The sequence below is a fragment of the Pannonibacter phragmitetus DSM 14782 genome (assembly GCF_000382365.1).
GTDB lineage: Bacteria > Pseudomonadota > Alphaproteobacteria > Rhizobiales > Stappiaceae > Pannonibacter > Pannonibacter phragmitetus.
In genome coordinates this window covers 1-13,536 of the sequence record NZ_KB908228.1, presented here as the reverse complement: position 1 = coordinate 13,536, position 13,536 = coordinate 1, and the positions used below count along the sequence as shown (strand labels likewise).

General features: G+C 62.4%; 10 protein-coding genes. 8 read left to right on the top strand and 2 right to left on the bottom strand.

All coding sequences use genetic code 11. The annotated features are described in order from the left end of the window. Positions 1-550: 550 nt before the first annotated feature. Both clpS and clpA read left to right on the top strand, forming a co-directional pair. Positions 551-880, top strand: a complete 330-nt coding sequence (gene clpS / locus H163_RS0116715; RefSeq protein WP_026355966.1) for an ATP-dependent Clp protease adapter ClpS — start codon at positions 551-553, stop codon at positions 878-880. Positions 881-893: 13 nt separating this feature from the next. Then, positions 894-3,326, top strand: coding sequence for an ATP-dependent Clp protease ATP-binding subunit ClpA (clpA, locus tag H163_RS0116710; RefSeq protein ID WP_019965758.1), 2,433 nt, complete (start codon positions 894-896; stop codon positions 3,324-3,326). A gap of 93 nt (positions 3,327-3,419) precedes the next feature. Here the strand turns inward: clpA and purU are convergent, their stop codons facing one another. Further along, positions 3,420-4,304, bottom strand: coding sequence for a formyltetrahydrofolate deformylase (gene purU / locus H163_RS0116705; RefSeq protein ID WP_026355965.1), 885 nt, complete (start codon positions 4,302-4,304; stop codon positions 3,420-3,422). A 601-nt stretch (positions 4,305-4,905) separates the two neighbouring features. Here purU and H163_RS0116700 point away from each other — a divergent pair. Next, positions 4,906-6,441, top strand: coding sequence for a BCCT family transporter (locus tag H163_RS0116700; protein ID WP_019965755.1), 1,536 nt, complete (start codon positions 4,906-4,908; stop codon positions 6,439-6,441). A 54-nt stretch (positions 6,442-6,495) separates the two neighbouring features. Here H163_RS0116700 and H163_RS0116695 read toward each other — a convergent pair whose 3' ends face one another. Beyond that, positions 6,496-7,530, bottom strand: coding sequence for a GlxA family transcriptional regulator (locus H163_RS0116695; protein WP_051105418.1), 1,035 nt, complete (start codon positions 7,528-7,530; stop codon positions 6,496-6,498). A 219-nt stretch (positions 7,531-7,749) separates the two neighbouring features. On the opposite strand from H163_RS0116695, the gene H163_RS0116690 reads away from it, so the two are divergent. From H163_RS0116690 to H163_RS0116670, 5 genes are all read left to right on the top strand, one after another. Then, the gene (locus H163_RS0116690) at positions 7,750-8,499 is read left to right on the top strand and encodes an electron transfer flavoprotein subunit beta/FixA family protein (RefSeq protein ID WP_019965753.1); all 750 of its coding nucleotides are present in this window, start codon (positions 7,750-7,752) and stop codon (positions 8,497-8,499) included. A 17-nt stretch (positions 8,500-8,516) separates the two neighbouring features. Then, the gene (locus H163_RS0116685) at positions 8,517-9,449 is read left to right on the top strand and encodes an electron transfer flavoprotein subunit alpha/FixB family protein (RefSeq protein WP_019965752.1); all 933 of its coding nucleotides are present in this window, start codon (positions 8,517-8,519) and stop codon (positions 9,447-9,449) included. Positions 9,450-9,454: 5 nt separating this feature from the next. After that, complete coding sequence (gene folD / locus H163_RS0116680) at positions 9,455-10,357, top strand: bifunctional methylenetetrahydrofolate dehydrogenase/methenyltetrahydrofolate cyclohydrolase FolD (protein ID WP_026355963.1); 903 nt, start codon at positions 9,455-9,457, stop codon at positions 10,355-10,357. Between the two features lie 97 nt (positions 10,358-10,454). Next, entirely contained in the window at positions 10,455-13,016 is a 2,562-nt protein-coding gene (locus H163_RS0116675; protein WP_026355962.1) for a GcvT family protein, read from the top strand. Positions 13,017-13,354: 338 nt separating this feature from the next. Beyond that, the coding region (locus tag H163_RS0116670) for a transposase (protein ID WP_019965749.1) at positions 13,355-13,536 on the top strand (182 nt) is incomplete at its 3' end.

Sequence of the window (13,536 nt, the reverse complement as noted above, 5' to 3'; positions counted from 1 at the left end):
CAGTCGGGCCTTTTTGCATTGCAAAAAATACGATGGGTCCAGAGGCGGATCCAGCTGCCTTTTGCCTGTTCCTTGCGCAGATGCCCTGCATGTTCCGCCGGGAACATGCAGGGCATGTCCGGCGGTTTCCGCCCATGCAGCGCTTCAGCCTGGCGCAGGCTGCCTCTTCCATAATGCGATGCCATCCCTACATTGGTTAAGACCGGAAGAGGCTGCAGGGCTTGACAGCGCAGCGCCGGACGCCATCTGCAAAACAGGGCATTGCGCGGGCATTGTAACAGCGTCAGGATCAGGATCTGTTGTTGGGCTCAGGCGTGAGTCCTTTTAGTATGGGACACATGGCTTCCTGCCCGTTGTGGCGGTGAGACTGTGGTAACATACGGCGGTGTAGGCTGATGGACACCATGGTCCGGCGGGCTTTGGTACAGGGCTTTCGGAGCGCTGCATTTGGATTGAATGACAGCTGCTCACAATGCCGTGAACCGGCCAGCGGGGCAGCCCGCTCCTCCGCAGGGAGTTGAGCGGCAGAAAAGACAAGATGGGCACGGGAATGGCAAGCGGATCGCGCCGGAATGAGGATGGGGATGCCGGGACCGTCGTCGTCACAAAGACGAAGACGGTCACAAAACGGCCCAATCTGTACAGGGTGCTGTTGTTGAATGACGACTACACCCCGATGGAGTTCGTCATTCATGTGGTCGAGCGCTTCTTCCAGAAGAACCGGGAAGAAGCGACCCGGATCATGCTCCACGTGCACCACCATGGTGTCGGGGAGTGCGGAATTTACACCTATGAGGTGGCCGAGACGAAGGTGACTCAGGTCATGGACTTCGCCCGCAAGCATCAACATCCGCTGCAATGCGTGATGGAGAAAAAGTAAGGGAACCAGACACGTGCCGTCATTCTCCCGAAGCCTCGAAAAAGCCCTGCATCAGGCTCTGGCCTTCGCCAACGAGCGGCAGCAGGAATATGCAACGCTTGAGCACCTGCTGCTGGCGCTGGTTGATGATCAGGACGCGGCGGCCGTGATGCGCGCCTGCAGCGTTGACCTTGATCTCCTGCGCCGCAACCTCGTCGACTATATCGAGACCGAGCTGGAAAACCTCGTCACCGGTGGAGAGGAGGATGCCAAGCCGACAGCCGGCTTCCAGCGGGTCATCCAGCGTGCCGTGATTCATGTCCAGTCCTCGGGACGGGAAGAGGTGACGGGAGCCAACGTGCTTGTTGCGATTTTCGCCGAGCGCGAGAGCCATGCCGCTTATTTCCTGCAGGAGCAGGACATGACGCGTTATGATGCGGTCAATTACATCTCTCACGGAATTGCCAAGCGTCCGGGGCTGTCTGAGCCGCGTCCGGTCCAGGGCGTGGAGGATGAAGCTGCCATGCCGGAAGAAGCTGAATCCAAGCCGAAGAAGAAGAATGACGCGCTCGAAGCCTATTGCGTCAATCTCAACGAGAAATCCAAGGCCGGGAAGGTCGATCCGCTGATCGGCCGTAACGCCGAAGTGACACGCACGATCCAGATCTTGTGCCGCCGCTCGAAGAACAATCCGCTCTTCGTCGGTGACCCGGGCGTGGGCAAGACCGCCATCGCCGAAGGGCTGGCGCGGCGCATCGTTAACAAGGACGTGCCCGAAGTGCTGCAGAATGCCACCATCTTCTCGCTCGACATGGGCGCGCTGCTGGCCGGTACCCGCTATCGCGGCGACTTCGAGGAGCGCCTGAAGCAGGTGGTGAAGGAGATCGAGGAGTATCCGGGCGCGGTGCTCTTCATCGACGAAATCCACACGGTGATCGGCGCGGGTGCCACTTCAGGCGGGGCGATGGATGCCTCAAACCTGCTGAAGCCGGCTCTGGCCTCGGGCGCCATCCGCTGCATGGGCTCGACCACCTACAAGGAATACCGGCAGTTCTTCGAGAAGGACCGGGCACTGGTGCGCCGCTTCCAGAAGATCGACGTGAACGAGCCCTCGGTGACCGATGCGATTGAGATCCTCAAGGGCCTGAAGCCCTATTTCGAGGACTTCCATAAGGTCAAATACACCAACGAGGCCATCAAGACGGCGGTGGAACTGTCGGCCAAATACATCAATGACCGCAAGCTGCCGGACAAGGCCATCGATGTGCTGGATGAAACTGGCGCCTCGCAGATGCTGCTGCCGGAAAGCCGCCGCCGCAAGACCATCGGCGTCAAGGAAATCGAGACGACGATTGCCACCATGGCCCGCATCCCGCCCAAGTCGGTGTCGAAGAGCGATGCAGCCGTGCTGTCGAGCCTGACGGAAGATCTGAAGCGCGTGGTCTATGGCCAGGACAAGGCCATCGAAACGCTCTCCAGTGCCATCAAGCTGGCCCGTGCGGGCCTGCGCGAGCCGAATAAGCCGATCGGCAGCTACCTGTTCTCCGGCCCCACCGGCGTCGGCAAGACGGAAGTTGCCCGCCAGCTTGCAGCCTCGCTCGGCGTTGAGCTGCTGCGCTTCGACATGTCCGAATATATGGAGCGCCACACGGTCAGCCGCCTCATCGGCGCGCCTCCGGGCTATGTCGGCTTCGATCAGGGCGGCCTGCTGACCGACGGCATCGACCAGCATCCCCATTGCGTGCTGCTGCTGGATGAAATCGAGAAGGCCCATCCGGACCTCTTCAACATCCTGCTGCAGGTGATGGACCACGGCAAGCTGACCGACCATAATGGCAAGCAGGTCGATTTCCGCAATGTCATCCTGATCATGACCACCAATGCTGGTGCGTCCGACATGGCCAGAGCCCCCGTCGGCTTCAACAAGCTGAAGCGGGAAGGGGATGATCAGGAGGCAATCAACAAGCTGTTCACGCCGGAATTCCGCAACCGTCTCGATGCGGTCATCCCCTTCGGCAATCTGCCGGTTCAGGTGATCCATCAGGTGGTGGAGAAGTTCGTCATGCAGCTGGAGGCGCAGCTCGCCGACCGCGGCGTGACCTTCGAGCTGACGCCGGAAGCCGTCGCATGGCTGGCGGACAAGGGCTACGACAGCCAGATGGGCGCCCGCCCGCTGGGCCGCGTCATCCAGGAGCACATCAAGCGGCCGCTGGCCGACGAGGTGCTTTTCGGCAAGCTGCAGAAGGGCGGAACCGTCAAGGTCACCGTCAGCGAGGACGGGGCAGGGCTGCTGCTCGAAACCGTCGAGGAAAAGCGCAAGGCGGCCCCCGCGCCGGAACCCGAGACGCTGCCGGCCAAGAAGAAGCGCAAGGCCCCTGCTGCCAAGGCCGCAGAGCCCGCTGAAAAGCCCGCGCCCAAGGCCGGCCCGAAGAAGTCCAGCGTTCCCAAGGTGCCGCTGGCCGACTGACCGGCCCTGTAAAACAATGCGCCCTGCAGTTCCCGGACAAGGAGCTGCAGGGCGTTTTTCATTTTGGCAGTGGCAAGATGTATGGCTGGATGATCAGCCCATGCGCTCGGATACATATTCGTTCGGGCTTGCCGGGAACACCACGGTCTTGTCGCCGCTGATGAAGACCCGGCGGTGAATATGCGCGTGGATTGCCCGGGCGAGAACCTGGCTTTCGACGTCACGTCCGAGGCTCACATAGTCATTGGCGCTCTGGGCATGTGTCACGCGCACCGTGTCCTGCTCGATGATCGGGCCTTCGTCCAGATCGGCCGTCACATAGTGGCTGGTCGCGCCGATCAGTTTCACGCCGCGGTCAAAGGCCTGCTTGTAGGGGTTGGCACCTTTGAAGCTGGGCAGGAAGCTGTGATGGATGTTGATGATCCGGCCGGACATCCTGGTGCACATCTCGTCCGACAGAACCTGCATGTAACGGGCGAGAACCACCAGCTCGGCGCCCGTATCGCGGACGATCTTCATCTGCTCGGCTTCTGCCTGTGCCTTGTTCTCCTTGGTCACCTTGATGCAGTGGAACGGAATATCGTGGTTCACCACCACCTTCTGATAATCCATATGGTTCGAGATGACTGCCGCGATGTCGATGGGCAGGGCCCCGATCCGCCAGCGGTAGAGCAGGTCGTTCAGGCAGTGCCCGAAACGGCTGACCATGATGACGACTTTCATCTTTTCACTGAGATCGTGGAAGGAATGGACAATGTCCGAGCCCGCTATCTCTGCGCGGAACGCCTCGTCCAGATCTTCGCGCGTGCGGCCCTGCTCGGAGACGAAGCTGAGCCGCATGAAGAAGCGGTTGTTCTGCACGTCGGTGAACTGCGAACTGTCATAGATGTTGCAACCCGCGTTCGCCAGGAAAGACGAGATCGTCGCGACAACCCCGATCCGTACGGGGCAGGATAATGTCAGGATAAGCTGGGACATCGGCAGTTTCCTTTTCGCGGCCGCTGAAGAGGGGCAGTGGCCGGGGAAGTCACAAAGCGGGCGCCGGCCTATTTGTTAGCCGTAGCTGCTGCAGTGGTCCCGGGCGTGAAGATTTGCGACGGGGGACCAGCAGCTTTGCGCCAGCCCGCAGCGGCCTGCGCTCCTTTGACGGCAGGCAGGGCAGGACGCGTTCCGGTGCTTGTCCGGGCGGACGCAATACTACTGGTGGAATGTCGTTCCCATTCTGCGGCGCCGCGGCACTTCGACACATAACGATGGCGGTACCAGTTGCTTGTCTCGTGCCTCGTTCGGGCCAGCCGCAAATTGCATGGAAATGAAAGCCGGAGGATCCCCTCCTTCCTGCACGGGCGGTGCTTTGCGCCCCGGCCGATGGGTACGCTTTACTTCATGCTCGAAAACAAGACGGCGTTCGCCGGCGAGGTTCCCCTTCAGGCAGGCTCTGTGCCCACTTCAGGAGGACGAAAGCTTGACCAATGTGACAAAAAATGGCGGTAACGCCGGGGAACGGCGCGGGTTGAATCCGCCCACAAACGGAATCAGGACCGGCTATGAGGCGGGGCAGGACAACATAAACGGGCGCTTGGGGCCGCTGGGCTATAGTGTTCACAACCCCGTCTTTCTCATTTCCGCCCTGTGCGTCATCGCCTTTGTCATTTTCACCCTCGCGCTGCCTACGCTGGCAGGACAGCTTTTCTCCGCCGTGTTTTCCGGTGCGACGAAGGGCTTCGACTGGTTCTTCATCGGCGCTGCCGATGTGTTTGTCATCCTTTGCCTTGTTCTTGTCGTCAGCCCTTACGGGAAGGTCCGGCTTGGCGGGGCGTCCGCTGTGCCCGACTTCGGCTATCTGAGCTGGTTTTCGATGCTCTTTGCTGCCGGCATGGGCATCGGTCTGATGTTCTATGGCGTCAGCGAGCCGCTGAGCCATTTCGGTTCGTCGGCAGGCGGCATACAGGCAGGCGCCGACGGGGTCCGTACGGACTGGTCCCCCCTGGGCGCTGCTGCGACCGAGCAGGAGGCAGTCCGGCTGGGCATGGCTGCCACAATCTTCCACTGGGCGCTGCACCCGTGGGCGATCTATGCCGTGGTGGGGCTCAGCCTGGCGCTGTTCAGCTACAACAAGGGTCTGCCGCTGACGATCCGCTCCGCCTTCTATCCGATCTTCGGCGAGCGTGTCTGGGGCTGGCCCGGGCACATTATCGACATCCTGGCTGTTTTTGCGACTCTGTTCGGGCTGGCGACTTCGCTTGGCCTGGGCGCCGTTCAGGCCAATGCCGGCTTCAACAAGCTGTTCGGCATGCCGGTCAACGAGACGTCGCAGATCATTCTGATCATCGGGATCACGGCAATCGCGCTCTACTCGGTGATCCGGGGGCTCGAAGCCGGGGTGAAGCGCCTGTCCGAGCTGAACATGGTTCTGGCCTTCGCGCTGCTGATGTTCGTTCTGTTCGCCGGACCGACGCTGCTGCTGATGACGGACATGGGCGATTTTCTTCTGGCCTATCTCCAGTATCTTCCCGCCTTGTCGAACCCGGTTGGGCGCGAGGATGTCAACTTCATGCAGGGCTGGACTTCGTTCTACTGGGCCTGGTGGGTCAGCTGGTCGCCTTTTGTCGGCATGTTCATCGCCCGCGTTTCGAGTGGACGCACGGTGCGCGAGTTCATCATCAGCGTCCTTTTGATCCCGTCGCTTGTCTGCGTGATCTGGATGTCGATCTTTGGCGGAACAGCAATCAGCCAGCTGGTCCGGGACGGTTATAGTGCCGCCCGTGACGCCGATCTGCCGCTGCAGCTGTTCGCGATGCTGGACGGACTGCCGCTGGCTCAGATCACCTCCTTCGTCGGCATCATGCTGGTGATTGTCTTCTTCGTGACGTCATCGGACTCCGGTTCTCTGGTGATCGACACGATCACCTCGGGCGGCAAGGTGGATGCGCCGGTTCCGCAGCGGGTGTTCTGGTGCGTGTTTGAAGCAATCATCGCGATTGTGCTCCTGATGTCTGCAGGAGGACTGTCAGCTCTGCAGTCGATGGTCATCTCGACCGGCTTGCCCTTCACGGTGCTGCTGTTGCTGATGTGTGTCGCGATCTGGAAGGGCCTGGCCAGCGAGCCGCGCTGATCCTTGAAACTGGAAGAGAAGGCGCCCGCACATCATGCTGCGGGCGCTTTTTTGTCAGCTGCGGGCCTGACGCAGCCCTTGCGGCGTCTGCCCATAGCGGCGGCGGAACATGCGGCTCAGGTGCGAACTGTCGCAGAAGCCGCATTCCAGCGCGACCTGGGAGATGGGCCGGTCGCCGGTGACGATCAGGTGATGGGCGAGAGACAGGCGCATGTCCAGAAAGGCTGACTGGGGCGACGTGCCGAGCGCTGCCTGAAAGTGCCGTTCAAGCTGCCGCTTGCTGTGCCCGATCCGGCTGGCGATCTCTGCCACCGTGAAGGGCTGCTCTATGTTCTGCTGCATCATCAGAAGGGCGCGCAGCACCATCGGATCGCGGGTCTTGAAGTCCATCGTGATCCCGGGCTGCGGCTTGTCGGCCTGAAGCGCCTCGTCTATGATCATGATGTGCAGGCTCTTGCTGGCCTGTGCCTTGCCGACATGCTTGTCGACCAGATAGGCCGCCAGATGCGCGGAGCTGACCCCGCCGGAGCAGGTCAGCCGGTCGCGGTCGACCACGAAGATCTGGTCCGTGACGGGATTAAGCCCTTCGAACTGCTCGAGAAAGTCGGCATGGTGAAACCAGCTGACGCAGCAGCGGTAGCCATTCAGAAGTCCCGCCTGGTGCAGAAGGAAGGCCCCGGTGCAGACGCCGGCCAGCGGCACGCCCGCTGCCGCGGCCTCGTGCAGGAAGCGGTGATAGCCCGGCGGCAGTACCGCTTCATCTTCCATCAGGCCGCCAATGACGACGATGTAATCGAAGCGGGTGGGATCGCCCAGGCGCTCCTTGGGCTGGACACTGATTCCGCAGCTCGAGGTGACCGGCTCCATCGTGTCCGACAGCACCGTCCAGTTGCACAGGATCGGCCGGCTGCGGTCGCCCTCGTCGGCGGCAAGGCGCAGAACGTCGACGAAGTTGGCAAAGGCACAGAGCGTGAAACGCCGGGCCAGAATGAAACCGACGGAGAGGCGCGCGTTGCCCTGCGGGCGGCGCAGCGGGTGGGAGGCCGGTTGTGGCGGCACGGCGCGAGGTACGGCGGGGGCAAGGCTCATGACGGGGCCCGTGGTTCAAAGTGTCGCTGTCATGTCGTAGCTCTAATCCCTTGATGACGCAAACGTCCTGTTGCACAGCGCGTCCATCCGGCAAAGTCAGGCACAAGCAGAAGCGTCTGTTGTCATCTCAGGCCCCGTCACAGGCGGGCCGGAAGAGTGGCGGCAGCTGCCGCAACCGGACATGCCATTCCTTTGGGTGGCCGACAGAAGGGAAACGCCATGAAGATCCTTGTCCCTGTGAAGCGGGTGGTTGATTACAACGTCAAGATCCGCGTCAAACCTGACGGAACCGGCGTTGATCTGGCCAATGTGAAGATGTCGATGAACCCCTTCGACGAGATTGCGGTCGAGCAGGCCATCCGCATCAAGGAAGCCGGGCAAGCCTCGGAGATTGTCGCGGTTTCTGTCGGCCCGGCGCAGGCGCAGGAGGTGCTCCGCACTGCTCTTGCCATGGGCGCCGACCGCGCGATCCTGATCCTTGCCGAGGACCGCGTCGAGCCTCTGGGTGTCGCAAAGATCTTGCAGAAGGTCGCGCAGGCAGAGGAGGCAGGGCTTGTGATTCTGGGCAAGCAGGCCATCGATGATGACTGCAATCAGACCGGCCAGATGCTGTCGGCGCTGCTGGGCTGGAGCCAGGCAACCTTCGCCTCGAAGGTCGAGCTTTCGCAGGACAAGGCGCTCGTCACGCGTGAGATCGACAGCGGCCTTCAGCAGATCGAAGTGACGCTGCCCGCGGTCGTGACTGCGGACCTGCGTCTCAACGAGCCGCGCTATGCTAGCCTTCCCAACATCATGAAGGCCAAGAAGAAGCCGCTTGTCCAGCAGACGCCCGAGGAACTGGGCGTGGACATTGCCCCGCGTCTTCGTGTCCTGCGCGTCGAAGAGCCGAGCATCCGGGCCGCCGGCGTCAAGGTCGCCAATGTTGCCGAGCTTCTGGACAAGCTGAAAACCGAAGCCGCCGTCATCTGATACAGGGAGCCAACGACATGGCCATTCTTCTCTTTGCCGATCACGACAATGCCTCCTTGTCCGAACACAGCGCCCGTGCCCTCAGCGCCGCGCTGCAGATCGGAGGCGAGGTGGACATTCTGATCGCGGGCCAGAACGCCGGGCCCGCAGCGCAGTCTGCTGCAGCCCTTGCAGGCGTCCGCCGCGTCCTTGTGGCTGAAGGCGGCGCGCTGGCAGAACGGCTGGCGGAACCAACGGCCGCACTGATCCTCTCGCTGGCGTGCGGCTATGACACCATTCTTGCGCCCGCAACGAGCAGCGGCAAGAATGTGATGCCGCGCGTCGCGGCGCTTCTCGATGTGATGCAGGTCTCCGAAGTAACCGCCATCCCTGCGCCGGATACCTTCAAGCGCCCCGTCTATGCCGGCAATGCGATCGAAACCGTTCAGGCGCCGGGGCCGGTCCGCGTGCTGACCATCCGCAGCGCCAGCTTCGCACCCGCGGCCACTGGCAGCACGCCTGTTGACGTCGTCACCGTTGAGGCTCCTGCCGTGCCGGACCTGTCGGTCTTCCGCGAGAATCTTCTGTCGGTCAGCGACCGTCCCGATCTCGCCTCGGCCAAGATTGTTGTGTCGGGCGGCCGTGCGCTTGGCTCCAAAGAGCGGTTCGAACAGGTCATCAATCCGCTGGCCGACAAGCTGGGCGCCGCTGTGGGAGCTAGCCGCGCTGCGGTGGATGCCGGTTATGCCGCAAACGACTACCAGGTCGGGCAGACGGGCAAGGTCGTCGCGCCGGACCTCTATATTGCCTGCGGCATCTCCGGCGCAATCCAGCATCTGGCGGGCATGAAGGACAGCCGCATCATCGTCGCCATCAACACCGATGCCGAGGCACCCATCTTCCAGGTCGCAGACTACGGCATTGTCGGTGACATTTTCGACGTCCTGCCCGAGCTGGAGCGCGCCCTGTGAGCACCATGACTGCTGCCGAACACCAGCCGGGGAGGGCTGCGATCATTGACGGCCGGGCTCATGCCGATGCGCTTGGTGCGCGCATCGCGCAGCAGGTGCAGGACTTCGCCCGGCATACCGGCCGCAGGCCCGGCCTTGCCGTGGTGCTCGTCGGCACGGATCCTGCCAGCGAGGTCTATGTCCGCAGCAAGGGGCGCATGGCCCGCAAGCTGGGGATGGAGAGCTTCGAGCATGTGCTGCCTGAAGCGGTCTCTCAGGCTGACCTTCTTGCGCTGGTGGCGCAGCTGAATGCGGATGATGCCGTTGATGGCATTCTCGTGCAGTTGCCCCTGCCGCAGGGCCTCGACAGGCTCGCCGTGATCGAGGCGATTGACCCGGCCAAGGACGTGGACGGTCTGCACCCCGTAAACGCCGGCTATCTTGCCTCCGGCCTGCCGGGGCTGGTGTCCTGCACGCCGCTCGGCTGCCTGATGCTGCTGAAGGAAAGTCTTGGGGATCTTGCCGGGCTGGACGCGATCGTTGTCGGCCGCTCTATCCTCGTCGGCAAGCCGATGGCGCAGCTTCTGCTGGCTGCAAACTGCACCGTCACGCTGGCGCATTCCCGGACCGTTGATCTGGCCGGCAAGGTTGGCCGGGCAGATATCGTTGTGGCCGCCGTCGGTTCGGCCGGGATGATCCGTGGAGAGTGGATCAAGCCGGGTGCAACCGTGATTGATGTCGGCACCAGCCGGGTTCCCCTCAACGGCAAGAACCATCTGGTTGGAGACGTCGATTTTGCCGGTGCCAGCCTCCGGGCGCGGGCCATCACGCCTGTGCCGGGCGGGGTCGGGCCGATGACCATCATGACGCTGATGCACAACACGCTGATTGCCGCCTGCCGCCGCGCCGGGCTTCCGGCGCACGGCTGACCTGACGAGTTTCCCGCCGCCTTGCGCGGCGGGCCCATGATCTGTACCCATGATCCGCGGCCCCGCCGTATGGCCGCAGTCTTGAAGGATGAAGAATATGTCCACCTTTCCATCCCGCGCCCGCGTTGTCATTGTCGGTCTTGGGGGCATTGTCGGTGCCTCTGTCGCCCATCACCTGATCGAGAACGGGTGGGATGACATCGTGGGGATCGACAAGTCGGGCATCCCGACGGACATTGGCTCCACCGCCCATGCCTCCGACTTCTGCTATGCGACCAGCCATGACTTCCTGTCCTGCTGGACCACCATGTATTCCATGGACTTCTACGAGAAGCTCGGCAACTACCAGCGCATCGGCGGGCTTGAAGTCGCGCGCGTGGGCGATGACGCCCGCATGGCCGAACTGAAGCGCAAGGTGGACTCTGGCCGCGCCTTCGGCACCAACGTGACCATGATTTCGGCGGCGGAAGCCAAGGAGAAGTTCCCGCTTCTGGAAGAAGACCAGATTCAGGGCGCGCTGTGGGACCCCGATGCGGGTCTTGTCGTGCCGCGTTCGCAGACGGTTGCTGCAAAGCTCGTGGACATGGCCGAGGCGGCGGGCAAGCTGAAGATCTTCGCCAACACCCCGGCGCTGGAGCTTCTGCACGAGAACGGCCGCGTCACCGGCGTGCGCACGTCACGCGGCACGATCATGGCCGACTATGTCGTGGTCTGTGCCGGTCTCTGGGGCCGCCTGATTGCCGGATTGGCAGGCGAGGATCTGCCGGTGATGCCGGTCGATCATCCGCTGACCTTCTTCGGCCCCTACAATGAATTTGCCGGCACCGGTCTTGAGATCGGCCGTCCGCTGCTGCGCGATCAGGGCAATTCGGCCTATCTGCGCGACACCGGTGATCCCAACACCACCGAAGGCGGCCAGATCGAGTGGGGCTACTATTATGAAAAGGACGTGCGGATGGTTCATCCGCGCGATCTTCTTGAAAAGCACGAAGCGCGGCTGTCGCCCTCGCAGCGCGATCTGGTGCTGGAAGATGTGATCGAGCCGCTTGAGCGGGCGATGGAGCTGACGCCGATCCTGGCCGAGCTGGGTTTCAACGAAAGCCATTCCTTCAACGGTCTGCTTCAGACGACGACCGACGGCGGGCCTTCCATGGGCGAAAGCCGCAAGCTGCGGGGCCTGTGGTATGCCGTCGCGATCTGGGTCAAGGACGGCCCGGGCATGGGCAAGCTGATCGCAGACTGGATGACCAAGGGCCGCACGGATATCGATCACAACCGCATTGACTATGCGCGGTTCAGCGACTTCCAGCTGACCGAGGACTTCATCTGGGGCCGCTGCGAGGAAACTGCGGCCAAGATCTACAACCCTCCGGTTCATCCGCGTGAGCCCTTCGCCAATGGCCGCGGCATCCGCCGCTCTCCGTTCTACGAGCGTGAGAAGGAGCTGGGCGGCTACTTCATGGAGCTGGGCGGCTGGGAGCGGGCCCATGGCTACGCGGCCAACGAGCATCTTCTCGAGAAATATGCAGATCAGGTTCCGGTGCGCGAGAACAAATGGGACAGCCGCCATTTCTGGCGCGTGTCCAACGCCGAGCAGCTGGAGATGAGCGCCGATTGCGGCATCATCAACCTGTCGCATTTCCACATGACCGACATCTCGGGCCCGGACCATGTGGCGCTGATGGAATGGCTCTGCGCGGCCAGGATCGGCGGTGATGCCAATATCGGCAAGGGCATCTACACCCACATGCTGGACGAGGAAGGCATGGTCCGCGCCGACTTCACCGTCTTCCGCATGGAGGACCGCTGCCGTCTGGTGAACGGCGCCGATGCGGGCCCGCGCGATCAGATGTACATGCGCCGCGTTGCGCAGGACAAGGGCTTCGACGTCACCATCACGGATGTGACCGAAGATTACACCACCATCGGCATCTGGGGCCCCAACGCACGCGAGAACCTCAAGAAGGTCGCCGCCGATCCTGATGCGCTGGACGTGGCGAACTTCCCCTTCGCTGGCATCCGGCAGATCGAGATCGCGGGCTGCAAGGTCATGGCTTTCCGCATCTCCTACGTGGGCGAGCAGGGCTGGGAACTGCACATGCGCTATTCCGACGGTCTGGCCGTCTGGGATGCGCTGCGCGGCGCAGGGGTGATGGCCGTTGGTGTCGAGACCTATGCCAACTCGCGCCGTCTGGAAAAGTCGCTGCGTCTGCAGAACGCCGACCTTCTGACGCAATACAACCTCTTCGAGGCTGACCTTGCCCGTCCGAAGGTCAAGGAGCCGGATTTTGTCGGCAAGGCAAAGCACGTCGAATACCGTGCCCGCGAGCACCAGCCGGCCATGCTTTGCACGCTGGTGATGACCGAAAACACCGACAGCACAGGCACCGCCCGCTACCCCGTCGGCACCCTGCCGGTGATGGATCCGGACACGGGCAAGGTGCTGGTCGATGCGCTCGGCCGCCGCTCCTACACGACCTCGATTGCCTATGGCCCGACCGTCGGCAAGAACATCGCGCTGGCCTATCTGCCCTGGGACTACTGCCAGCTGGGCCGCAAGCTGCAGGTCAGCTATTTCGACGAACTCTACCCTGTAGAAGTCGCCGGGATCGGTTACGCGCCGCTCTATGACCCGGAGAACCTCAAGCCGAGAAGCTGACAAGGCTGCAGGTTCGCTGATCTGAAATCATTGGCCTCCGTCTCCGGGCGGGGGCCAATTTGCTGTTTGGGCCCACCTTATGCCGGTCCTGGCAGGGCCTTTCCGCTCAAGGCCCGCTGCACCGGCTTTGCAAAAACTCAGGACAACGCAGAGGCTGAGGAGACTGCCGCGGGGCCCGGACCGGGCCGCCGGCTGCTGGCATTTGACCCCTGTATTCCGGCTGGCGCATGCGTGAAATTCGGTAGTGTGCTGAGAGTTCTGCAAATTCGCTGAGAGATGGCGGTCATGGCAGACTGGTGTTGTTCAAGTTCACCGTTTCCCGTGGAAGGAACGCCGCCATGACCAAGACCGAAGTTAAGACCGCCAGCGCCAGCGTCAAAGAGATTCTGCTTTCGCACCCAGACGGCCTGCGCGATGTGATCCGCGCCGTCATGCAGGAGGTTCTGGAAGCAGAGATGGACGAGGCGCTGGGAGCGGCGAAGAGCGAGCGGACGCCGGAGCGTCTGGGCTATCGCTCGGG